20 protein-coding genes and 2 pseudogenes are annotated in these 22903 nt (G+C 71.1%); 18 read left to right on the top strand and 4 right to left on the bottom strand.

Features of this window, described 5'->3' with window-relative positions:
- Nucleotides 1-13: 13 nt before the first annotated feature.
- Both AB0M11_RS13080 and AB0M11_RS13075 read right to left on the bottom strand, forming a co-directional pair.
- Nucleotides 14-784, bottom strand: a complete 771-nt coding sequence (locus AB0M11_RS13080; RefSeq protein WP_365704511.1) for a DeoR/GlpR family DNA-binding transcription regulator — start codon at nucleotides 782-784, stop codon at nucleotides 14-16.
- A gap of 308 nt (nucleotides 785-1092) precedes the next feature.
- Nucleotides 1093-1902 (bottom strand): NAD(P)-dependent oxidoreductase, encoded by an 810-nt coding sequence (locus AB0M11_RS13075; protein WP_365704509.1) that lies wholly within the window; start codon nucleotides 1900-1902, stop codon nucleotides 1093-1095.
- A 255-nt stretch (nucleotides 1903-2157) separates the two neighbouring features.
- Here AB0M11_RS13075 and AB0M11_RS13070 point away from each other — a divergent pair, with 255 nt between their 5' ends.
- From AB0M11_RS13070 to AB0M11_RS12990, 17 genes and pseudogenes are all read left to right on the top strand, one after another.
- Nucleotides 2158-3099, top strand: a complete 942-nt coding sequence (locus AB0M11_RS13070; RefSeq protein ID WP_365704507.1) for a 5-dehydro-4-deoxyglucarate dehydratase — start codon at nucleotides 2158-2160, stop codon at nucleotides 3097-3099.
- 29 nt (nucleotides 3100-3128) lie between these two features.
- Nucleotides 3129-4286: a hypothetical protein gene (locus AB0M11_RS13065; RefSeq protein WP_365704534.1), complete on the top strand. Its 1158-nt coding sequence runs from the start codon at nucleotides 3129-3131 to the stop codon at nucleotides 4284-4286.
- A gap of 232 nt (nucleotides 4287-4518) precedes the next feature.
- On the top strand, nucleotides 4519-4926 hold the full coding sequence (locus AB0M11_RS13060; RefSeq protein WP_365704505.1) for a DUF6010 family protein: 408 nt from the start codon (nucleotides 4519-4521) through the stop codon (nucleotides 4924-4926).
- A 99-nt stretch (nucleotides 4927-5025) separates the two neighbouring features.
- On the top strand, nucleotides 5026-5778 hold the full coding sequence (locus tag AB0M11_RS13055; RefSeq protein ID WP_365704503.1) for an MBL fold metallo-hydrolase: 753 nt from the start codon (nucleotides 5026-5028) through the stop codon (nucleotides 5776-5778).
- A 254-nt stretch (nucleotides 5779-6032) separates the two neighbouring features.
- On the top strand, nucleotides 6033-6689 hold the full coding sequence (locus AB0M11_RS13050; protein WP_365704501.1) for a GntR family transcriptional regulator: 657 nt from the start codon (nucleotides 6033-6035) through the stop codon (nucleotides 6687-6689).
- On the top strand, nucleotides 6686-7597 hold the full coding sequence (locus tag AB0M11_RS13045; protein WP_365704499.1) for a dihydrodipicolinate synthase family protein: 912 nt from the start codon (nucleotides 6686-6688) through the stop codon (nucleotides 7595-7597). The genes AB0M11_RS13050 and AB0M11_RS13045 overlap by 4 nt, the downstream gene beginning before the upstream one ends.
- On the top strand, nucleotides 7585-9315 hold the full coding sequence (gene araD / locus AB0M11_RS13040; RefSeq protein WP_365704497.1) for an L-arabinonate dehydratase: 1731 nt from the start codon (nucleotides 7585-7587) through the stop codon (nucleotides 9313-9315). The genes AB0M11_RS13045 and araD overlap by 13 nt, the downstream gene beginning before the upstream one ends.
- A gap of 99 nt (nucleotides 9316-9414) precedes the next feature.
- Nucleotides 9415-10350 (top strand): sugar ABC transporter permease, encoded by a 936-nt coding sequence (locus AB0M11_RS13035; protein WP_365704496.1) that lies wholly within the window; start codon nucleotides 9415-9417, stop codon nucleotides 10348-10350.
- On the top strand, nucleotides 10347-11231 hold the full coding sequence (locus tag AB0M11_RS13030; RefSeq protein ID WP_365704495.1) for a carbohydrate ABC transporter permease: 885 nt from the start codon (nucleotides 10347-10349) through the stop codon (nucleotides 11229-11231). The genes AB0M11_RS13035 and AB0M11_RS13030 overlap by 4 nt, the downstream gene beginning before the upstream one ends.
- Before the next feature lie 82 nt (nucleotides 11232-11313).
- On the top strand, nucleotides 11314-12453 hold the full coding sequence (locus AB0M11_RS13025; RefSeq protein ID WP_365704493.1) for a Gfo/Idh/MocA family oxidoreductase: 1140 nt from the start codon (nucleotides 11314-11316) through the stop codon (nucleotides 12451-12453).
- A pseudogene (locus tag AB0M11_RS13020) lies at nucleotides 12450-12716 on the top strand (DUF6807 family protein); the annotation flags it as partial. The gene AB0M11_RS13025 and the pseudogene AB0M11_RS13020, both read left to right, overlap by 4 nt.
- A gap of 429 nt (nucleotides 12717-13145) precedes the next feature.
- Nucleotides 13146-14483: a sugar ABC transporter substrate-binding protein gene (locus AB0M11_RS13015; RefSeq protein ID WP_365704491.1), complete on the top strand. Its 1338-nt coding sequence runs from the start codon at nucleotides 13146-13148 to the stop codon at nucleotides 14481-14483.
- A gap of 258 nt (nucleotides 14484-14741) precedes the next feature.
- A pseudogene (locus AB0M11_RS13010) lies at nucleotides 14742-14894 on the top strand (rhamnogalacturonan acetylesterase); the annotation flags it as partial.
- Between the two features lie 48 nt (nucleotides 14895-14942).
- The gene (locus AB0M11_RS13005; RefSeq protein ID WP_365704532.1) at nucleotides 14943-16229 is read left to right on the top strand and encodes a polysaccharide lyase family 1 protein; all 1287 of its coding nucleotides are present in this window, start codon (nucleotides 14943-14945) and stop codon (nucleotides 16227-16229) included.
- A 116-nt stretch (nucleotides 16230-16345) separates the two neighbouring features.
- Complete coding sequence (locus tag AB0M11_RS13000; RefSeq protein WP_365704489.1) at nucleotides 16346-17449, top strand: pectinesterase family protein; 1104 nt, start codon at nucleotides 16346-16348, stop codon at nucleotides 17447-17449.
- 47 nt (nucleotides 17450-17496) lie between these two features.
- Nucleotides 17497-18609: a chondroitinase-B domain-containing protein gene (locus AB0M11_RS12995; protein WP_365704487.1), complete on the top strand. Its 1113-nt coding sequence runs from the start codon at nucleotides 17497-17499 to the stop codon at nucleotides 18607-18609.
- Nucleotides 18610-18779: 170 nt separating this feature from the next.
- Nucleotides 18780-19577, top strand: coding sequence for an HAD family acid phosphatase (locus AB0M11_RS12990; protein WP_365704485.1), 798 nt, complete (start codon nucleotides 18780-18782; stop codon nucleotides 19575-19577).
- A 72-nt stretch (nucleotides 19578-19649) separates the two neighbouring features.
- Here the strand turns inward: AB0M11_RS12990 and AB0M11_RS12985 are convergent, their stop codons facing one another.
- Nucleotides 19650-20501, bottom strand: coding sequence for a hypothetical protein (locus AB0M11_RS12985; protein ID WP_365704483.1), 852 nt, complete (start codon nucleotides 20499-20501; stop codon nucleotides 19650-19652).
- Complete coding sequence (locus AB0M11_RS12980) at nucleotides 20498-21070, bottom strand: SigE family RNA polymerase sigma factor (RefSeq protein ID WP_365704481.1); 573 nt, start codon at nucleotides 21068-21070, stop codon at nucleotides 20498-20500. Before AB0M11_RS12980 ends, AB0M11_RS12985 begins: the two co-directional genes overlap by 4 nt.
- A gap of 303 nt (nucleotides 21071-21373) precedes the next feature.
- Here AB0M11_RS12980 and AB0M11_RS12975 point away from each other — a divergent pair, with 303 nt between their 5' ends.
- A complete protein-coding gene (locus AB0M11_RS12975) occupies nucleotides 21374-22825 on the top strand; it encodes an NCS2 family permease (RefSeq protein ID WP_365704479.1) in 1452 nt (483 codons plus the stop codon).
- The last annotated feature ends 78 nt before the right edge of the window (nucleotides 22826-22903 follow it).

The raw sequence follows: 22903 nt of genomic DNA, 5'->3' as shown, positions 1-22903 counted from the left end.
GGTCGGCTCGGGGTCAGACGCGGATGACCTGTGGGCCCTGCAGCGAGTAGCGGTGGGCCTCGGAGGCGGGCAGCAGGGTGCCGGTGACGATGGCCTCCAGCTCGCCGATCTCCGCGAACCGGCAGAAGCTGACCGCCCCGAACTTGGTGTGCACACCGGCGAAGACCGTGCGGCGGGCGGCCCGTATCGCCTGCGCCTTCACCTCGCTGACCGCCGGATCGGGGGTGGTCAGGCCGTGTTCGCGGGTGATGCCGTTGGCGCCGATGTAGGCGAGGTCGACGACGAAGCCGGCGAGCATCTTCGTCGTCCAGTGGTCGACGGTGGCGAGGGTGCCGGAGCGGACCCGGCCGCCGAGCAGCAGGACGGAGACGTTCTCGGCCTCCGCGAGCGCGCCCGCCACGGGCAGGGACGCGGTGACCACGGTCAGCGGCCGGTCCCCGGGCAGCGCCTCGGCGATGAGCCGGGGGGTGAAGCCCTCGTCGACGAAGACGGTCTCGGCGTCGCCGAGCAGCTCGGCGGCGGCGGAGGCGATCCGGCGTTTCTCCGGGACATGGCTGGTCGACCGGAACGCGAGGGTGGTCTCGAAGCCGGCGCTCTCCACCGGGTAGGCGCCGCCGTGGGTGCGCCGCACGAGCCCGTGGTCCTCCAGGGCGCGCAGATCGCGCCGGATGGTCTCCTTGGCCACGCCCAGCTCGGCGGCGAGTGCGGTGACGTCCACCGAGCCGGTGGTGCGGGCGGTCCGCACGATCTCGCGTTGGCGCTCTTCCGCCGTCCTGGTGCTCATGCCGTCACCCGCTTCCCTGTGGAACTGCCCGTTCGGGCCATGGGGGAAGTTGTACCGCCGGGGTACGGCGCCGACCAGGCCTGTTGCCGACCCGATGCTGCCCGTGTGTGCCCGGTCGGGCTCTGGTCTGCCCGTCTCGGACCTGGGGCGCTGCCGTCGGGGACGTGGGATCGGGCACGATCCGTGCCCGAACGGCACGGCGGACGGGCCCGTTCGGTGCCCGCCCGTCGTCCTGAGCGATCGTTTTTGGTACGGCCGCCGAGTCCGCTCCCGGTGCCGGCGGCAGTTCCGCCCCCCGGCGCTGCCGGTCAGTACGGCCAGATCGGCGGGTCGTCGACGAAGCGGCCGCCCAGGTGGGTGTGGGCCGGCTTCTCCGGGTCCAGCTCGCCGTGCTCGGCGATCAGCTTGGCGGCGAACTGCTCGGAGTCGTCCTGCGGCTCGTAGCCGAGCGCCCGCGCGGTGGTCAGGTCCCACCACAGCCGGGTGTTGGCGGAGGAGCCGTAGACGACGGTGTGGCCGACCTCCTCGGCGGTCAGGGCCGCGTGGAAGAGGCGGGCGCCGTCCGCGGGGCTCATCCACACCGAGAGCATCCGCACGTCGGCCGGCTCCGCGAAGCAGGAGCCGATGCGGACGGAGACGGTCTCCAGGCCGTGCTTGTCCCAGTACAGCTGGGCGAGGTCCTCGCCGAACGACTTGGACAGGCCGTAGAAGGTGTCCGGGCGGTGCGGGGTGTCGACCGGGATGAGGGGGTCACCGTCCCGCGGGGCGGGGGTGAAGCCGACGGCGTGGTTGGAGGAGGCGAACACGATCCGCGGCACGCCGGCCTCGCGGGCGGCCTCGTACAGGTGGTAGGTGCCCTCGATGTTCGAGCGGAGGATCTTCTCGAAGGGCGCCTCCAGGGAGATCCCCGCGAGGTGGAGGACCGCGTCCACGCCCCGCACCGCCGCCCGCAGCGCGTCCCGGTCGCCGAGGTCGGCGGTGATCGCGTCCGGTTCGCCGTCGATCGGGCGCACGTCGAACAGGCGCAGTGCGTAGCCGTACTCCGGGAGCAGGGACCGCATCAGGGTGCCGAGTCCGCCGGCGGCACCGGTGAGCAGTAGCGTGCGGGGAGTGGGCATCCACGGTCTCCTTGGATCGGCATCGGTCGCGTCCGTGTATGGAATTCACATTCGTGGACACGCTAAGGATCTGAGGCGTGCTCAGTCAAGTATGTCGCGGGTGCGGTGATCCGCCTGCGTGGTGCCTGTTTCGCCGCTTGACCGGCACCAATGGGGCCTCGTACCGTGGTCGCGTTCATGAATATGGACATCGATCAGAGACGTGCATCAATAGCAGCATGTGTCGACAGAGACATGCATCGACAGGGAGCGCCCGTGACGCCAGCCCCTCTCGCCGCCCGGCTCCGTGATCCCCGCGGGCCGCTCTTCTTCCCCGTCACCGCCTACGGCCCCGACGGCTCCCTCGATCTCGACGCCTACCGCGAGCACGTCCGCCGGGGCGTCGAGGCCGGCGCCGCCGCGGTCTTCGCCTGCTGCGGCACGGGGGAGTTCCACGCGTTGCTGCCGGAGGAGTTCGAGGCCTGCGTGGGCGCGGCCGTGGCGGCGGCCGACGGCCGGGTGCCCGTGGTGGCCGGCGCCGGCTACGGCACCGCGCTCGCCGTACGCTACGCGCGTCTCGCCGAGGCCGCGGGCGCCGACGGCCTGCTCGCCATGCCGCCCTACCTGGTGGTCGCCGGGCAGGAGGGTCTGCTGCGGCACTACCGCGAGGTGGCGGCGGCCACCGGCCTCCCGGTGATCGTCTACCAGCGCGACAACGCCGTGTTCACCCCGCCCACGGTCGTCGAACTCGCCCGCACCGAGGGGGTCATCGGCCTCAAGGACGGGCTCGGCGACCTGGACCTCATGCAGCGCATCGTCAGCGCCGTCCGCACCGAGGTCCCCGGCGACTTCCTGTACTTCAACGGCCTGCCCACCGCCGAGCAGACCCAGCTCGCCTACCAGGCCATCGGCATCGACCTCTACTCCTCGGCCGTCTTCTGCTTCGTCCCCGAGATCGCGCTCGCCTTCCACGCGGCCCTGCGCGAGGGGGACAGGAGGACGGCGGAACGCCTGCTCGACGGCTTCTACCGGCCGTTCGTCGAACTGCGCGCCCAGGGCCGGGGCTACGCCGTCTCGCTCGTCAAGGCCGGAGTGCGGATGCGCGGCCTGGACGTCGGCGAGGTCCGCCCCCCGCTGCACGAACCGGCCGAGGACCACGTCAAGCAGCTCGCCCAGCTGATCGAACGCGGCTACGCACTGCTGGAGGAGGACGCGTGACCCCGTCGGGAGGAACCGGAGCAGGGCGGCTGAGGACGTCGGCGTTCGTCTACCCCTGGGACGTCAACGGCGACCCCGGCGCCGCGGAGCGCATCGCCGCGCTCGGCGTCGACCAGGTGACCCTGGCCTCCGCCTACCACTCCACCCGCGCGCTGACCCCCCGCCACCCCCGCCGTCGCATCGTCACCGCCGAACACGCGGCCGTCTACTACCCGCCGGACGACCGCTGGAGGGGCCGCGAGCTGCGCCCCTGTCCGGCCGGCGACTGGGCCCCCGGTGACGCCCACGGCGAGGCGTCCGAGGCCCTGCGCGCCGCCGGTCTGGAGGTCCACACCTGGGTGATCCTCGCCCACAACTCCCGCCTGGGCGCCGACCGTCCGGACACCTCGGTCGTGAACGCCTACGGCGACCGCTACCCGTGGGCGCCCTGCATCGCCCAGCCCGCCACGCGCGCGTACCTCACCGACCTCGCCGCCGAGGCCGCCGTGCGCCCCGGCGCGGCCGGCACCGAACTGGAGTCCCTCGGCTGGTACGGCCTCCAGCACCTGCACGCCCACGACAAGACGGCCGGAGTCGGCCTGGGGGACGCCGGCCAGTACCTGATGGCGCTCTGCTTCTGCCCCGTGTGCCGGGCCGGATACGGCGAACAGGGCCTGGACGCCGACGAACTGGCCGTCGCCGTACGGGAGGCGCTGGAGCCGCTGTGGCGGGGCGCGGGCGACGACGCCGGCTGGCCCACGGTGGAGAAACTGCTCGGTGAGCCGGTGGCGGCGGCCACGCGCGCGTGGCGCGACGGGCGGGCCCGCACCCTCCAGGAGGCGGCCGTCGCCGCGGTGCGCGCCGCGGCGCCCGCCGGCTTCCAGGTCCTCCTGCACGCGGACCCGGTGACGTACCACTGCGGAGCCAACGCGGGCGTGGACCCCGCCACGATCCTCTCCGTCGCGGACGGCGTCGTGGTGCCGTGCACGGGCGGTACGGCCCTGCTCGCGCCCTTCGCCGGACACGCGCGCGCGGACACGGTCCTGGCCGCCAACTTCACGGTGGTCTCCGGGATGGGCGGCAGCCCCGGGACCCTCGCGGCCGACGCGGACCGCGCCCGTGCCCAGGGCGCGACCGAACTGCGGCTGTATCACGCCGGATTGGCGTCCGACGGCGACCTGGCGGCGGTGCGGGAGGCGCTGCGCTGAGCCTGTTGGGCGGAGGTGGGGGACCGGGAAGGTGCCTTGGAAGGACGCCGGGACGAGGCCGGAGCGAGGCGAGAGCGGGGCGAGAGCGGGGCGAGAGCGGGGCGAGAACGAAGCCGGTGAGATGTTCGGGGCAAAGAGCGAGGGCCCGCTGCGGCCGACCCGGCGGAAATCCGTCGGAACCTGTCGGCAATGCCCATGGGGCGGGTGCGGCCGCGACCCTACCGTCGGCCTCATGCGCTACATCGCACCGATCCTCATCGGTCTCGTCTACGTCCTCCTCATGTCCCTCGTCCGCGAACCGCACCGGCGCCGCCTCAACGCGGTGATGGTGGCCGGAGCGGGCGCCGCGTACCTGAGCGGCGGCGGCCTGGGCGGCTGGGAGTTCGCGTTCACCACCGTTGCCACCTATGTCGCCTACCGCGGCCTGGACTCCTGGACCTTCATCGGCGTCGGCTGGCTGATGCACACGACGTGGGACATCGTCCACGACATCAAGGGTTCGCCGCTGATCCCGTTCTTCCTCGACTCGTCGTTCGGGTGTGCGATCTGCGACCCGGTGATCGCGCTGTGGTGCTTCCTGGGCGGGGTGTCGGTGTGGCGGACCGATGAGTTCCGGAAGGCCGTGCGGTCCACCTCCTGACGGGAGACGGAGCCCGGGACCCGGGGTGGAAGCCGTAGGAAGCCGTAAAGGGACGCAAACGGTGAGCGGGCGGGGACCAGGATCCGTACTCTCCTCGCCATGCCCTTGAGCCTCACCGTCCTCGGCACCGCCTCCCCCTACCCCCGACCCGGCCGCCCGTGCTCCGGGTACCTGGTACGGGGCGGCGGCGCCGAGGTGTGGGTGGACGCGGGGACCGGAACCTTCGCGGAGTTGCAGCGGCACACGGATCCGGCGCGGCTCACGGCGATCTGGCTCTCGCACCTGCACGCGGACCACAGTGCGGATCTGCTGGCCGCCGCGTACGCGTACGCCTTCGGCGGACTGGCCCCGGCCGCACCGATCCCGGTCTACGCGCCGCAGGAGTGCGCGACGCGCCTCGCGGGCTTCTTCGGCCGGCCGGACCCGGGCTTCCTGAGCGGAGTCCTCGACTTCCGGCCCCTGTACGACGGTCATGTCGTCCAGCACTGGAACATGCGGCTCGCCGCCCGGGCCGTGTCCCACGACACGGAGGCCTACGGGCTGCGCGCCGAGTGCCAGGGGAGCGTGCTGGCGTACTCCGGCGACAGCGGCCCGTGCCCCGCCCTGACCGAACTGGCGACCCGCGCGGACGTCTTCCTGTGCGAGGCCGACCTCGACCGGCATCGCGAAGGCGAACGTGTACACCTGACCCCGGAGGACGCGGGGCGGATCGCCCGGGAGGCGGGCGCACGGGAACTCCTCATCACCCACGTGGGCCCGGCCTTGACCCCGGAGACGGCGGCGGCCCGGGCCGGGGTGGTGTTCGGACGGGTGACGAGTGCGGCGCGGGAGGGGGAGGCGAGGGGCTTCTGAGGCGGAGCCGGCCGAAGCCGCGTCACTCGTCACGAAGACGCTCCCCACGCGCTGATCAGAACCGTCATGGCAGGCGAGCCCATGGTCCCGGCTTCCTCTTCCCGGCCACCTTTGTCAGAAGCATTGACGAAACACGGCCGCCCTCCCTACCTTCGTCCGCGTCGTACTTCATACGTCATATATGAGACGCGATACGCGAGATCAGATACGTCAGTCCGGGCCGACGGCCCGGTACGTGCCCCCGAGAGGCGCGCATGACCTCTGTGCCCATGCCGATCCCGTCCCGCACGCAGTACGTGCTGGACGCGATCAAACACCGCATCCTCACCGGCCGGCTGACGCCTGGGCAGGCCCTGGTGGAGACCGAGCTCGCCGCGCAGTTCGGGGTGTCCAAGACACCGGTGCGGGAGGCGCTCAAGACCCTCGCGGGAACCGGGCTGGTCGTGATGAGCCAGTACAAGGGCGTCACGGTGCGCATGGTGGACGCGGACATGGCGCGCGAGGTCTACGACGTACGGCTGCTCCTCGAACCTGAGGCCGTGAAGCGCGCCGTCCACCGGGGCGCCTCCCTCGACGCCGCCCGCGACGCCCTCACCCGCGCCGCCGCCGCCACCGACACCGCCGAACGCTCCCTGGCCAACCGGGACTTCCACCGCGCCCTCTACCTCCCGTGCGGCAACCCGCTGCTCGGCCGGATGCTGGACGAGGTCCGCGACCAGGCCGCCCTCGTCTCCGCGGTCGCCTGGGCCGCCTCCCCCTCCTGGGAGCGGGAGGCCGGTGAGCACCACGAGATCCTGCGGCTGGCGCTGGCGGGGGACGCCGACGGCGCGGCCCGCGCCCTGCACTCCCACATCGCGTCCTTCGTCGACCGAGCGTTCCCCCAGGCAGCCGACCAGGAAGGCCAGCAATGAGCAGCGTGGCGTTCGAGACCCAACGGGCGGCCCTGGCCGACGTCGTGGCCATCCCGGTGACCCCGTTCGCCGAGGACGGCAGCGTCGACCAGGACGCCCACCGGGCCCTGCTGCGCCGACTCCTCGACGGCGGGATCCGCACCCTCACCCCGAACGGGAACACCGGCGAGTTCTACGCCCTGGCCCCCGAAGAGCGGCGTCTCGTCACCGAGTTGACGCTGGACGAGGCCGGGGACCGGGCCGTGGTCCTGGTCGGCGTCGGCCACGACCTCCCCACCGCCGTCGCCTCCGCACGGCACGCCCGGGAGCACGGCGCGCAGATGGTGATGGTCCACCAGCCCGTCCACCCGTACGTCTCCCAGGCGGGCTGGGTCGACTACCACCGTGCCATCGCGCAGTCCGTGCCCGGACTCGGCGTCGTACCGTACGTCCGCAACGCCCAGCTCACCGGCGCCCGGCTCGCCGAACTCGCCGACGCCTGCCCGAACGTGATCGGCGTCAAGTACGCCGTCCCGGACGCCGCGAAGTTCGCGGCCTTCGCCAGGGACGCGGGCCTCGACCGGTTCGTGTGGGTGGCGGGACTCGCGGAGCCGTACGCCCCCTCCTACTTCTCGGCCGGCGCCACCGGGTTCACCTCCGGCCTCGTGAACGTCGCCCCCGCCGTCTCGCTGAACATGATCGAAGCGCTTCGATCCGGCGACTACCCGGCCGCCATGAAGGTCTGGGAGCAGATCCGCCGCTTCGAGGAGCTCCGTGCCGCGGGCGGCTCCGCCGACAACGTCACCGTCGTCAAGGAGGCGCTCGCCTCCCTCGGCCTGTGCCGCCGCGACGTCCGCCCGCCCAGCAGGCACCTGCCCGAGGAAGAACGCGCCGAGGTCGCCGCGATCGCCGCCGGATGGTCCGTATGAAGAAGCCCGAGGAACTCAGAAGCCACCAGTGGTACGGCACCGAAGGCCTCCGCTCCTTCAGCCACCGTGCCCGCACCCGCCAGCTCGGCTACCTCCCCGAGGAGCACCTCGGCAAGCCGGTCATCGCGATCCTCAACACCTGGTCGGACATCAATCCCTGTCATGTGCACCTCCGTGACCGGGCGCAGGCCGTCAAGCGGGGTGTCTGGCAGGCGGGCGGCTTCCCCCTGGAGTTCCCGGTCGCCACCCTCTCCGAGACCTTCCAGAAGCCCACCCCGATGCTCTACCGCAACCTCCTGTCCATGGAGACCGAGGAGCTGCTGCGGTCGTATCCCGTGGACGGCGCCGTCCTCATGGGCGGCTGCGACAAGTCAACCCCGGCACTCCTCATGGGCGCCGCCTCCGTCGACCTGCCCACCGTCTTCGTGCCCGCCGGGCCCATGCTTCCCGGCCACTGGCGGGGCGAGGTTCTCGGCTCCGGCACCGACATGTGGAAGTACTGGGACGACAGGCGCGCCGGCCTGATCGGTGACTGCGAGATGACCGAGCTGGAGAGCGGACTGGCGCGCTCGCCCGGTCACTGCATGACGATGGGCACGGCCGCCACGCTCACGGCCGCCGCCGAGGCGCTCGGGGTGACCGTGCCGGGCGCGTCCAGCATCCCGGCCGTCGACTCCGGACACGACCGGATGGCCGCGAGTGCGGGGATGCGGATCGTCGAACTCGTCCACAAGGGGCGGACGCTCTCCCAGCTCCTCACTCCGCAGGCCTTCGAGGACGCCGTCACCACCGTGCTCGGCCTCGGCGGCTCCACCAACGCCGTCATCCACCTCATCGCCATGGCGGGCCGGGCCGGGGTGCGGCTCACCCTCGACGACTTCGACCGCATCGCCCGTACCGTCCCCGTCCTCGCCAACGTGCGGCCCGGCGGACAGACCTACCTCATGGAGGACTTCCACTTCGCGGGCGGCCTGCCCGGCTTCCTCTCCCGCATCCCCGACCTGCTCCACCTCGACCGGCCGACGGTGTCCCACGACACCTACCGCGAACAGCTCGCCGGCGCCCGGGTCCACAACGACGACGTCATCCGGCCCCGGGACAACCCGGTGGCCGCCGAGGGCGGGGTCGCCGTGCTGCGCGGCAACCTCTGCCCGGACGGCGCGGTCATCAAGCACATCGCCGCCGAACAGCACCTGCTCAAGCACACCGGGACGGCGGTCGTCTTCGACGACTACCGGACCATGCAGCGCACCGTCAACGACCCGGACCTCGGCATCACCGCCGACAGCGTGCTCGTCCTGCGCAACTCGGGGCCCAGGGGAGGTCCGGGCATGCCCGAGTACGGCATGCTGCCCATCCCCGACCACCTCCTCAAGCAGGGCGTGCGGGACATGGTCCGGATCTCCGACGCCCGGATGAGCGGCACCAGCTACGGCGCCTGCGTGCTGCACATCGCGCCCGAGTCGTACGTCGGCGGACCCCTCGCACTCGTGCGCAGCGGGGACACCATCACCCTCGACGTCCAGGCGCGCACCCTCCACCTCCACGTGGACGACGAGGAACTGGCCGGGCGCCGGGCCGAGTGGACGCCGCCGCCCGTGCGCTACGGGCGCGGTTACGGCGCGCTCCACGACCAGCAGATCACCCAGGCCGACACCGGCTGCGACTTCGAGTTCCTGGCCCGGCCCGGAGAAGTCCCGGACCCGTACGCGGGCTAGCGCCCCCCGCACTTCCGAAAATCGTCGAAGCGCTTCAACCAGACGCATCGAGCAAGCGCTTCCTGCACCCGCTGTAACCGAAGCGAACGGAGAACAGTCATGGCCCAAGCCGCAGCCGTGGCGAAACCGCCCGCGCCACCCCGGCGGCGCCGTGCCTCCGCCACTCCGCGCAGGCTCCCGTACCTGCTCATCGCTCCGGCAGCCCTGCTGATGCTCGGCTTCATCGCCTACCCGGTCCTCAGCGTCTTCTACTACAGCCTGCAGGACTACAACCCCACCAAGCCCTGGCGGAACGGCTTCGCGGGCTTCGGCAACTTCACCCGGGCCTTCGCGCACGACCCGCAGTTCTGGGACACCCTGACCTTCAGCGCCAAATGGGTCGTCGTCGAGGTCGGCCTGCAGCTGCTGTTCGGGCTCGCGCTCGCGCTGATCGTCAACCAGACCTTCGTCGGCCGGGCGTTGGGCCGCGCGCTGGTCTTCTCCCCGTGGGCCGTCTCCGGGGTGCTGACCTCCGCGATCTGGGTGCTGCTCTACAACTCCCAGACGGGTATAACCCGTTACCTCGCCGACGCGGGCATCGGCTCGTACGGCACCAGCTGGCTCTCCGACCCCTCGACCGTCTTCCCGGCGGCCGTGGTCGCCGACCTGTGGCGGGGCGTGCCGTTCTTCGCGATCCTCATCCTCGCCGACCTGCAGTCCGTCTCCAGGGACCTCTACGAGGCGGCGGAGGTCGACGGGGCGAGCCGTCTCAAGCAGTTCTGGCACATCACCCTGCCGCATCTCAAGGACGCCATCGTCCTGTCCACGCTGCTGCGCGCGGTGTGGGAGTTCAACAACGTCGACCTTCTCTACACCCTCACGGGCGGCGGCCCGGCGGGGGAGACGACGACCCTTCCCCTCTACGTCGCCAACACCAGCGTCGACGCCCACGACTTCGGCTACGCCTCGGCCCTGACCACGGTGGCTTTCGTGATCCTGCTCTTCTGCTCGGTCGTCTACCTGCGGCTCAGCAAATTCGGAGGCGAGACGAAGTGATCACCGAGATCGCCCCCGCGGCCACCCCCGCCGTGACCGAACCCGTCCGGCCGGGGAGGCGGCGCCGGGCCTGGGACGAGGTCCCGCGCTGGCAGATCTACCTGCCCCTCGGGATCTACCTCCTCTTCACCCTGATCCCGTTCTACTGGATCCTGCTCTTCGCCGTCCGCCCCGCCGGATCCACCTCGCTGGTCCCCTGGCCGGTCACCTCCGACCACTTCCAGAAGGTGTGGACCGAGCGCAGCTTCGGCACCTACTTCACCAACAGCGTCTACGTCGGCACCGCGACCCTGGTGCTGACCACGGTCGTGGCGCTGGCCGGCGGCTACGCCCTGGCCCGCTTCGACTTCCGGCTCAGACGCGGCTTCATGCTCGCCCTGCTCTGCTCCCAGTTCGTACCGGGCGCCCTGCTCCTGGTGCCGCTCTTCCAGATCTTCGCCGGCCTGCGGATGATCAACTCCCTCGGCAGCGTCGTCATCGCCGAGACCGTCTTCCAGCTCCCGCTGTCGATGATCCTGATCAGCGGCTTCATCAGGAACGTGCCGTACTCCCTGGAGGAGGCCGCCTGGGTCGACGGCTGCAACCGGCTCACCGGCTTCCGGATCGTCGTCCTGCCGCTGCTGCGGCCCGGGTTGATCGCAGTCGGCTCCTTCGCCTTCGTGCACGCCTGGAACCATTTCCTGTTCGCCCTGATGTTCCTCTCCGACCAGAGCAAGCAGACCATCCCGGTCGGCCTGAACACCCTGATGAGCGCGGACAGCGTGGACCTGGGCGCCCTGGCGGCGGGCGGGATCATCGCGGCCGTACCGGTCGTGATCGTCTTCGCCTTCATCCAGAAGTGGCTGATCACCGGCTTCAGCGCCGGGGCGGTGAAGGGATGAGACACCCCGTGAGACGCCTCGTTGACCGGCCTGCCGGGCCGCATACCCTGCACGCAAAGATCGACAACGCAGGAGAGAACCCATGACCGTCGACATCGTGCTGGCCGGAGCGCGCGGCCACGGCCGCTGGCACCTGGAGAACATCCGCCGGCTGCAGGAGAAGGGGCTCGTACGGCTCGCCGGCATCTGCGAGCTGACCCCGCTGGGCGCGGACGAGCTGCCGGACGGACTCGGGCAGCCGGTCCAGTCCGGTGACTTCGGCGCGCTGCTCGACGAGACCGGCGCCCGCGCCGCCGTGATCTGCACCCCCATCCCCACCCACACCGACCTGGCCCTGACCGCGGCCGAGCGGGGCGTGCACCTGCTCCTGGAGAAGCCCCCGGCACCGTCGTACGCCGAGTTCCGGCGGATGGCCGACGGGGTCGCCAAGGCGGGCGTGGCCTGCCAGATCGGCTTCCAGTCGCTGGGCTCGCACGCCGTGCCCGCGATCCGCAGGCTGATCGAGGAAGGCGCGATCGGCGCGGTGCGGGGGGTCGGCGGGGCGGGCGCCTGGGCCCGGCCCGAGTCGTACTACCGGCGCGCGCCCTGGTCCGGCAGGCGCCGGCTGAACGGGGTGGACGTCGTCGACGGGGTCCTCACCAACCCCCTCGCGCACGCCGTCGCCACCGGGCTCGCGCTGCTCGGCACCACCCGCGCCGAGGACGTCACGGGCATCGAGACCGAACTGCTGCGCGCCAACGACATCGAGTCCGACGACACCTCGTGCGTCCGCGTCTCCACCCCGCGCGGCCCGGTCACCGTCGCCGCGACGCTCTGTGCCGAGGAACCCGGTGACCCGTACGTCCTGGTGCACGGCGACCGCGGCCGGATCACCTTCTGGTACAAGCTGGACCGCGTGCTCGTCCAGCGGGCGGGCCACGGTCCGGAGGAGATCGAGTACGGCACCACGGACCTGCTGGAGAACCTCGTCGACCACCTCACCACGGGCGCCGACCTGCTGGTCGAGCCGGACGAGACGGGCGCCTTCATGAAAGTCGTCGAAGCGATCCGGCTGGCCGACGACCCGGCCGTGCTGCCCGCCGACGCCTGGCGCCACCTCCCCGACGAGGACCGCCGGGTGGTGACCGGCATCGACGCGCTGGTCGCGGCCGGCGCCGACACCCTCGCCCTCTACTCCGAGCTGGGCGCCCCCTGGGCCCCGCCGAAAGAGGTGAGCACATGACGGACGCCGCCCTGCCGCTGAAGGCCGCCGGCCGCCCGGTCGGGTGCTGCGTGAGCCACCCCAGGCTCCCGGACCGGCTCTCCCCCCGCCCCTGCCTGCACCCCGTCACCACCCTGGCCGGCACGGCGGTCACCGAACCGGCCCCCGCCGACCACCTCCACCACCTCGGCGTCGGTGTCGCCGTTCCCGACGTCGAGGGGCACAACTTCTGGGGCGGCCGGACCCACGTCCGGGGCCAGGGGCCGACCGAGCCGGACAACCACGACGCCGGCTGGTCCGACCCCGACGTCCGGGTCGGCGGCGACTTCTGCCTCTCCGCCTCCAGCTTCGGCCGCGCCCCCGGACTCCCGCTGCTGCACTCCCGCGACCTGGTCGGCTCCGTCGCCGAGCAGGAACGGGACGCGGGCCCGGCATGCCCCGCGCCCGCGGGGCGGGCCCGGCTGCGGATCGGCATCGGCGCGGCGGCACGCTGCCGGTTCTCGTACGACGTGGGGGCGGTTTTCGTGTCCTCGGGGCCGGTGTTCGCGGCCACCTTCTCGCAGTTCCGGATCAGCGCCCGGTAACCGTCGTCCTTGGTGGGAGCCGCGATGTCGTACCTCCTTAGCAAGCGCTTGCCGAACCGGGGCACCGCCCCCACCGGCGCGTATCTCCACTGGATCCCGAAGAAGAGACCCGACGAAGAGAGCCGACCGATGAAGAGCAGCATCCGCAGAAGCAGGCGTACGGCCGTGGCCGTCGCCCTGGGCTCCGTGCTCGCGTTGACCGCCACCGCCTGCGGCGACGACGGCAGCGGCAGCGCGGGGGACAAGGGCGACGAGGGTTCCGGCAAGGGCACGATCACGTTCTGGGACAACAACGGCGGTGTCCGCACCGACATCTGGAAGCAGATCATCGCCGACTTCGAGAAGCGGAACCCCGACATCAAGGTCACGTACGTCGGCATTCCCGCCGCGAGCGCCCAGTCCAAGTACGACACCGCCATCCAGGGCGGCGGGCTGCCCGACGTCGGCGGTGTCGGTACCGCGATGCTCGCCGAGGTCGCGGCGCAGGGCGCGCTGGAGCCGCTGGACAGCCGGCTGGCGAAGAGCGCGCTCAAGGCCGAGCTGAACCGGAAACTGCTGGACAACAGCCGGGCCGCGGGCGGCGGCGACCAGCTGTACCAGATCCCGACCTCGTCCAACAACGGTGTGCTGTGGTACCGGACCGACCTGTTCGAGGAGGCGCGCCTGAACGCGCCGACGACGTGGACGAAGTTCTACCAGGCAGCCGACAAGCTCACCGACAAGGGCAAGAACCGGTTCGGGTTCACGATCCGAGGCGGGGAGGGGTCGATCGCGCCGGCGCTCGACGCGGCGTACAGCCAGAGCGGGATCACCTCGTTCTGGAACGGGGACAGGACGACGGTCAACGACCCGAAGAACGTGGCCGCGCTGGAGAAGTACGTCGCGCTGTACAAGAAGGACACGCCGTCCGCCGACGTCAACAACGACTTCACCAAGATGGTCGCGCAGTGGGACAGCGGCACGATCGGGATGCTCAGCCACAACCTCGGGTCGTACCAGGACCATCTGAAGGCGCTGGGCGCGGACAGGTTCCGGGGGCTGCCGAACCCGACCCAGGACGACGGGACGCGGGTGCAGATCTCCAACCCGGTCGACGGGCTGAGTGTCTTCAAGTCCAGCAGGAACAAGGCGGCCGCCTGGAAGTTCGTCGAGTTCGCCCTGTCGCACGAGGAGAACTCGAAGTTCAACGAGTCGGCGGGGCAGATCCCGGCGAACACCGAGGCGGCGTCCGACGCGTGGATCCAGAAGGCCGAGCCCACGAAGCTGGCGGCCGAGGCGCTGAACGGTGCCGGTACGAAGATCGTGCAGCTGCCTTACTACCTGCCGGACTGGAACACCATCTCCAAGGCCGACAACGAGCCGAACTTCCAGAAGGTGCTGCTCGGGAAGATGACGGTGAGGGAGTTCCTGGACACGCTGGCCGATCAGCTCGACACGGCGCAGGCGGACTGGAAGAAGAACCACTGAGATCGGCTGGTGCCGGTACGCGGGGGACTGCCGGTCGATGGTGGCCGGTCGCGCAGTTCCCCGCGCCCCTTGGCAGGACACCTCAATCCCTGTTCGAAAGGCGACCCACGTGTCCCTCACGCGCAGACAGGTGACATCCGCGGCCCTTGCCGCCGTTCCTCGCGTCGGCCGAAGCCCCGAGCGGAACCCTCGAACCCTCTACAGGGGGTCGCCGTCTCCGACCAAGCCGTGAACGGACGGAGTTCGCAGAGCTTCGTCCAGGACAACACGCACGTCAACCCGCCGGGGGCCATCGCCGTGGCCCGGCTCGTGGTGCAGGGGCTGCTGCGCACCCGGGTGCCGGCCCGGCACGACGTCATCCGGCTGCACCAGTCCATCCCGACTTCATGGATCACCCGGCCACCCGCATAGCCGAAGGAGAACCGCACAGTGCGTACACAGGTATGTCATGGACGCGTCATGGGGGCGCTGGCCGGCTGCACGGCCCTCGTGCTGGCCGCGACCGGGACCGCCCAGGCCGCCGCCCCGCACCGGACCGCGCTCGACCGGCAGGTGCTGGCCGGGCGCGACGGCTGGGGCTCGGCGACGACCGGGACCACCGGCGGGTCCGCCGCCGACTCCGCGAACATCTACACCGTCACCACCTGGGACCGGTTCAAGGCCGCCCTCGCCGACGGCGGCAGCGCACCGAAGATCGTCAGAGTGGTGGGGACGATCGACGCCGACGGGCCCAGCTGCGACTCGTTCGCCGTGCCCGGCTACGACTTCGCCACCTACCTCGCCACGTACTCGCCGGCGGTCTGGGGCCGCTCCACCAACCTGGACAACGAGCCCGACGACAGCCCGGAGGGGCTGCGCCGCGCCTCGCAGGCCCAGCAGGACGCCTCCATCAAGGCCTACGTGCCGGCCAACACCACCATCGTGGGCATCGGCGCGGACGCCGGTTTCAAGGGCGCCAGCCTGCAGATCAAGGCCGTCGACAACGTCATCGTCCGCAACCTGGCCTTCGAGAGCCCGCTCGACTGCTTCCCGCAGTGGGACCCGACCGACACCGCCGAGGGCAACTGGAACTCCGAGTACGACAGCGCGGTGATCTACGGGTCGACCCACGTCTGGATGGACCACGACACGTTCACCGACGGCGACCACCCGGACAGCACCCTGCCGTACTACTTCGGCCGGATCTACGAGCAGCACGACGGTGAGCTGGACATCGTCAAGGGGGCCGACTACGTCACCGCCTCCTGGAACGTCTTCGCGGACCACGACAAGACGATCCTGATCGGCAACAGCGACAGCGCGTCGACCGCCGCCGTCGACCGGGGGCACCTCAGGGTCACCTTCCACCACAACCTGTTCTCCAACCTGGTGGAGCGGGCGCCCCGGGTGCGGTTCGGGCAGGTCGACTCCTACGACAACCACTTCGTCGCCGAGGACGGCTACGGCTACAGCTACGGCATCGGCATGGAGTCCCAACTCGTCGCGGAGCACAACGCGTTCACCCTCGCGGGCGGGGTCGGCGCAGGCTCGATCCTGAAGAAGTGGAAGGAGGCGCCGCTCACCGCCGACGACAACTACGTCAACGGCGAGCTGACGGACCTCATCGCCGTCCACAACGCCGATGTCCCGGGCGAGATCCTCCAGTCCGGGGCCGGGTGGACCCCGACCCTGCGCACCAGGGTCGACCCGGCGCGGGCCGTGCCGCGCATCGTCGACTGCGGCGCGGGCGCCGGCCGGCTGCGCTGACCCGGCCGCCCCCGGGGGCCGGGGGCACCGTGCGCTCCGGCCCCCACCCAACCCCCCTCGCGAAGGACGTACCGCCACCCCCTGTCCGTCCCTCTCCGCCGCCAAGGAGCACACGCATGTCCTCGCCCCACCTCCCTCTGTCCAGACGGGGTTTCCTGTGCGCGAGCGCCGGGGCGGGCGCCGCGCTCGGCCTGGCCGCCCTGCCCGCGCACGCCGCCGGCCGCCCCTTCGGCCGGTACGGGTCGCCCGAACGCCGCCGCACCCCAAGGACCCTGTACGTCGACCCGCTCGGGCGCGGCGACTTCACCACCGTCCAGGCCGCCGTGACCGCCGCGAGCGGCAGCGGCCGGACGCTGGTCATCGGCCCCGGCACCTACCGGGAGACGGTCCTCCTCGACGCCACCCGCACCGAGGCCACCTGGATCGGCGCCACCGAGGACCCCCGTGACGTCGTGATCGTCCACGACAACGCCAACGGGACCCCCAAGCCCGGCGGCGGCACCTACGGCACCTCCGGTTCCGCCACGACGACGGTGCAGGCCGACGGGTTCACCGCCCGCTGGATCACCATCGCCAACGACTGGCTGCGCGCCGACCACCCGGACGTCACCGGCACCCAGGCCGTCGCCATGAAGGCGCAGGGCGACCGGAGTTCGTTCACCGGCTGCCGTTTCCTCGGCCACCAGGACACCCTGTACGCCGACTCGACGTCCCTGGGCACCTTCGCCCGCCAGTACTTCGCGCACTGCTATGTCGAGGGTGACGTCGACTTCGTCTTCGGGCGGGCGACCGCGGTGTTCGAGCACTGCCACTTCCGCACGCTGAACCGCACCGACCTGGCCGCCCCGCCTTACGGGTTCGTCTTCGCCCCCTCCACTGCGGCCGCCAACCCGCGCGGTTGCCTGGTGACCAGGAGCCGGGTGAGCAGCGAGGCCCCGGACGGCTTCTACAAGCTGGCCCGTCCCTGGGTACCGGGCTCCGACCCCACCGCCCGTCCGATGCTCACCGTCCGCGAGACCTGGCTCGGCCCCGGCATCGACCCGGTCGCCCCCTACACGAACATGCGGGACGCCTACCCCTGGCAGTCCATGCGGTTCCGCGAGTACCGCAACTGCGGGCCGGGCGCGGTGATCACCGATCCCGAGAACCGGCCCCTGCTCACCGACGCCGAGGCCGCCTCGCACACCCCGGCGGCCTACCTCGGCGACTGGCGTCCCTGAGGCGCCGCCCTCCGTTCCCCGACACAACGACGAAAGGACCGCACTCCATGTCTCGTCGTACCGCTCTCGGCCTCACCGCCGCTCTCGCGCTCGGCACCTCACTCGCCGTGCTCCCCGGCCAGGCGCAGGCCGCGACCGTGGTCGTCAGCACCTCCACCGACCTGTCCAACGCCATCAGGAACGCCACCGCCGGCACGGTCATCCAGGTCCGCGGCGGCACCTACCGCCCGACGTCCACCCTGCAGTCCACGGCCAACGGCACCTCCTCGTCGCCGATCACGCTCACCGCGTACGGTTCCGAGACAGTCAAGATCGACGGGTCCTCGCTGCCGTCCGGTTCGTGGATCTTCAAGCTGGCCGCCGACTACTGGAACGTCTCCGACATCACCTTCCAGAACTCCCCGGACAGCGCCGTGGTCTGCCAGTCCTGTACCGGCACCAACTGGAACAACGTCAAGACCATCGACGGCGGCGATTCCGGCTTCGCGCTCACCGGGGACGGCACGGTCGGCAACACCGTCAGGAACCTGGACAGCTACGGCAACTACGACGCCGCCGAGCACGGCCAGAACGCCGACGGCGTCGCCATCAAGTTCGGCTCCGGCTCCGGCAACCTCGTCACCGGGGCCCGGTTGTACAACAACTCGGACGACGGGATCGACCTGTGGTCCTTCGCCTCGCCGGTCACCATCGAGCACACCTGGTCCTTCGGCAACGGCGTCAACCGCTGGGGCGACACCGCCTTCGAGGGCAACGGCAACGGCTTCAAGCTGGGCGGCAACGGCGTCACCGTCGCCCACGTGGTCAACAACTCGGCCGCCTGGGGCAACGCGGGCAACGGGTTCACCGAGAACTCCAACACCGGGGCGACCGCCGTCAACCGCACCACCGCCTATGCCAACGCCAAGTGGGGCTACTACTTCGCCACCAGCGCGGCCCGGCTCGGCAAGAACCTCGCGGTGGGCAACGGCAGCGGGCCGGTCGGCAAGGGCTCGTCGGTGGTCTCGGCCGGCAACAACTGGGACAGCGGCATCAGCACCCCGTCCTTCGTCTCCACGGACGCGTCGACCACCTACAACGCCCGCAGGTCGGACGGCTCGCTGCCCGCGACCACCTTCCTGACCACGGGCAGCACCACCATCGGAGCCACCATGAACTGATCCGCGACCGCCCCGGACCCGCCCGCGACCGGACCGGGACGACCGGCCGGGACCGGCACAACCGGAAGGACTCCCTCCAGGGCGCTTGACCCGTTTTTTGCCTGCCGACGAGATATCGATCAGGCAACGGGTCTCGCGCCCGCCGGGGCGACGCGCGTAGAACTCCTGTCATGCATAAGTCACTTCGTCTCGCGGCGATCGCCTCGGCCTGTGCGCTCGCCGGCGGCGCCCTGTACGGCGCCGGCGCCGCCACGGCCGGCCAGTCGACCGCGAACTCCACCCACGAGCCGTACAACATCGGTCTCCTGGTGAAGGACATCGACACCTACTACGGCACCGCCGCCGACGCCGACGGCGTCTACCAGGCCTCGCCGACCAGCCCCTACGCCAAGGACCTCGCACGCATCGACGCGGCCGCCGAGAGCTACCTCGACCGGGCCGCAAGCAAGGCGCACCGGCACGGCAGGAAGCCCGCGGTCGTCTTCGACATCGACGACACCCTGCTGCTCAGCCTCGACTACGAGAAGCGCTACAACTACACCTACAACTCGACGACGTGGGCCGACTACGTCAACAAGGCGAACCGCCCCGGTGTGTTCGGCAGCGCCGAGCTCGTCCGGTACGCGCGGAGCAAGGGGGTCGAGGTCTTCTACAACTCCGGGCTCAGCGAGGCGCAGCGCACCGCCGCCGTCGAGAACCTGAAGAAGATCGGCGCCGACGTCAACCTCGACGCCGCGCACATGTTCCTCAAGGACAAGGCCAACCCGCCGTCCTACCTGAGCGCCTGCGCCACCCCGGGCACCTGGAACTGCACGACCGTGCAGTACAAGTCCGGCACCCGCAAGCACATCGAGGACGACCTCGGGTACGAGATCGTCGCCAACTTCGGCGACCAGTACTCGGACCTGGACGGCGGCTACGCGAACCGCACCTACAAGCTGCCGAACCCGACGTACTTCGTGTCGTAGCCCCGAAGGGCGGCAACCTTTTCCGGTCACGGGTGGCGAGACGGGCCGGGGCGGCCCCTCCGGCCCGTCTGTCTACGAGCCGCCGCCGGCTGTCGTGTGCGTCGCGAAGCCGCCCGTGACCGTGTACTGACTGCCGCCCGCGCTGCCCGTGATCGTGTAGGTGTCGTTCCTCGCGTCGCGGCCGCCCTGCTGGTGGTTGTACTGGCCCGCGAACACCCACTCGCCCACGGGTACCTCGCTGCCCGGCTTGAGCGTCCACGTGTAGACCAGGAAGCCGCCCTGCTCGGCGACCGTCTGCGTGAAGTCGGACTCCGGCAGCGAGCGCCAGGCCCCGGTGTCGGACACCCCGCCCGTCTGGGCCACCTGCAACCGCACGGTGAGCGCCGTCAGTTGTTGGGAGGTCGTCAGGGTCACGTCGGACTGGGCCCAGAAGTCGTTGCTGTGGGGGTCCACCGAGCCGTCCGACCGGAGCGGGCCGTCCTGCAGGCCCTTCGTGACCGGTGCCGCCGGGGTGGCGGAGGCCTTCCCGGTCGGCGAGGGCGTCGAACGCGCTGTGGGGGACGCGCCCTTCGCGGGCGCGCTCGGAGCCGGCGGGGCGGCCGTGCGGGACGGCGGCCCGCTGGTCGCGTCCGGGGACGCCGAGGGCGTCGGCGACACCGCGACGGTCTTCTCGGTGGGCGTGTCCTTCACGGCCGAGGCGACCGCGTAGCCGCCGACCCCGAGCACCGCGGCGACCGCGGCCGTGGCGCTGACCACCCGGACCCAGCCGAACACCGGCGGCAGCGTCGCGCGGTGGCTGGTACGGCCCCGTGCGGCCATGCCCCGCTCGACCCGGGCCAGGATGCGGGCGCGGTCGGGCTCGTGCGCCTCGGCCGCCTCGTGCAGCCGGGCGCGCAGCTCGTCGTGCACGTCCTGCTGCCTCATCGGTTCCTTCCTCCGCTCTCACCGGCCCGCGGCGCCACCGCCGCGTGCATCCGCTGCGGACCCCTCCGGGAATCGCCGAGCAGCCGCTGCAGCTCCGCCATGCCCTTCGACGTCTGGCTCTTAACGGTACCCACCGAGATTCCCAGGGCGAGCGCGGTGTCCTTCTCGGACAGATCGAACGCGTGCCGCAGCACCACGCACGCCCGCTTGCGGAACGGCAGCCGGGCCAGCGCCCCCTGCACGTCGACCACTCCGGCGACGTCCGGGTTCTCGGCGGTCTCCTCGCGACGCGACCAGAACAGGGCGATACGGCGCCGCTCGCGCACGGCCCCGCGGATACGGGTGCGGGCCAGGTTGGCGACGACACCGCGGGCGTAGGCCACCGGGTGGTCGGCCGCCCGCACCCGGTCCCAGCGGTGCCACAGCGCCAGCAGGGCGTCGGCGGCCAGGTCGTCGGCGGCGTCCGCCTCACCGGTCAGCAGATGGGCGAGGCGCGAGAGTTCGGCGTAGTGGCGTTCGAAGAAGGCATGGAACTCCACGGAGGCGGCGTCGTCGACGACTGTGCCCACGGGTTACCTCTTCTGTCCGGGATGATGTGTCATGGAGATGACATGTGGTGAGTTGCAGTGCCATGCGGTGACATGTCGGTGTCCGGAGGAACGTTCCGGCGAGATCCGGAGCGTAGCAGTGATCATTTCGTGCGCGTCGTACGGGGGTTCGGTGTGGCCCGTGCGGGGGGCCGGACGCGGTTCCGTCCACCGAACCGCGTCGAGCCCGATTCCGTAACACGGGGAAAACCTGAAACGGGTGCGACGCGGGAACAATCCAGCCAGCATCCGCACACGCACACTCAGGGGACGAGGAGTTCGACCATGTCCGAGACGCAGAAGGCGGCCCGGCCGCAGGGGGCCGCGCCACCTGCCGGGAACGGCGTCGACCGGTATTTCAGGATCTCCGAACGGGGCTCCACCTTCGGCCGGGAGATACGCGGCGGCTTCGCCACGTTCTTCACCATGGCCTACATCCTTGTCCTGAACCCCATCATCCTCGGCAGCGCCAAGGACAAGTTCGGCCACACCCTCGACACCGGCCAACTCGTCACCGCGACCGCGCTGGTGGCCTGCGTCATGACGGTCGTCATGGGCGTCGGCGGCAACCTGCCCCTGGCCATCGCGGCCGGCCTCGGCCTCAACGCCGTCGTGGCCTTCCAGCTGGCGCCGCTGATGAGCTGGCCCGACGCGATGGGGCTGGTCGTCCTCGAAGGCCTGCTGATCTGCGTGCTCGTGGTGACCGGTCTGCGCGAGGCGATCATGAACGCCATCCCGCAGCAGCTGAAGCAGGCGATCGGCGTCGGCATCGGCCTGTTCATCGCGTTCATCGGCTTCGTCGACGCGGGCTTCGTCAGCCGGATCCCGGACGCCGCGGACACCACCGTGCCGGTACAGCTGGGCGCCGTCGGACGGCTCACCGGCTGGCCCGTGCTCGTCTTCTGTGTTGGCGTGCTCCTGACCATCGCGCTGGTCGCCCGGAAGGTGAAGGGCGCGATCCTCATCAGCATCGTCACGATGACCCTGGTGGCGATCGTCATCAACTCGGCGGCGGACATCAAGAGCTGGGGGCTGACCACGCCGAAGGTCCCCGACAAGATCGTGGACACGCCCGACTTCGGGCTGATCGGTCACTTCAGCCTGTTCGGCGGCTTCGCCAAGGCCGGTGTGCTCACCGCCGTCCTGCTCGTCTTCACGCTGATCCTGTCGGACTTCTTCGACGCCATGGGCACGATCGTCGGCATCAGCGCGGAGGCCGGGCTGCTCGACGACCAGGGGCAGGTGCCGGGCATCGGGCGGGTGCTGTTCATCGACGGCGCGGCCGCGGTGGCCGGCGGCATCGGCTCGGCCTCCTCGAACACGGCGTACATCGAGTCGGCGGCCGGGGTGGGGGAGGGGGCCCGCACCGGGTTCGCCAACCTGGTCACGGGCGGTCTGTTCGGCCTGGCCCTGTTCTTCACGCCGCTGCTGACCATCGTCCCGCTCCAGGCGGCGGCGCCCGCGCTGATCGCCGTGGGCTTCCTGATGATGACCCACGTCAAGCACATCGACTGGGACCGGTACGAGATCGCGATCCCGGCGTTCCTGACGATCGCCGCGATGCCGTTCACCTACTCCATCACCGACGGCATCGGGGCCGGGTTCCTGGCGTACGTCGTGATCAAGGCGGTGCTGGGGAAGGCGAAGGAGGTCAACTGGCTGCTGTGGGCCGTGTCGGCGCTGTTCCTTGTGTACTTCGCGATCGACCCGGTGGAGCAGGTGCTGGGGGTGAAGTAGGGGGTGGGGCGCGAGGGCGCGGGGCCGGCCGCGGGTTCGTCGTGGCCGGTCGCGCCCGCGGGGCGGCCGCCGCCCCTC

It is taken from the genome of Streptomyces sp. NPDC051987, assembly GCF_040680735.1.
GTDB lineage: Bacteria > Actinomycetota > Actinomycetes > Streptomycetales > Streptomycetaceae > Streptomyces.
This window is presented reverse-complemented; position numbering and strand designations above follow the sequence as displayed.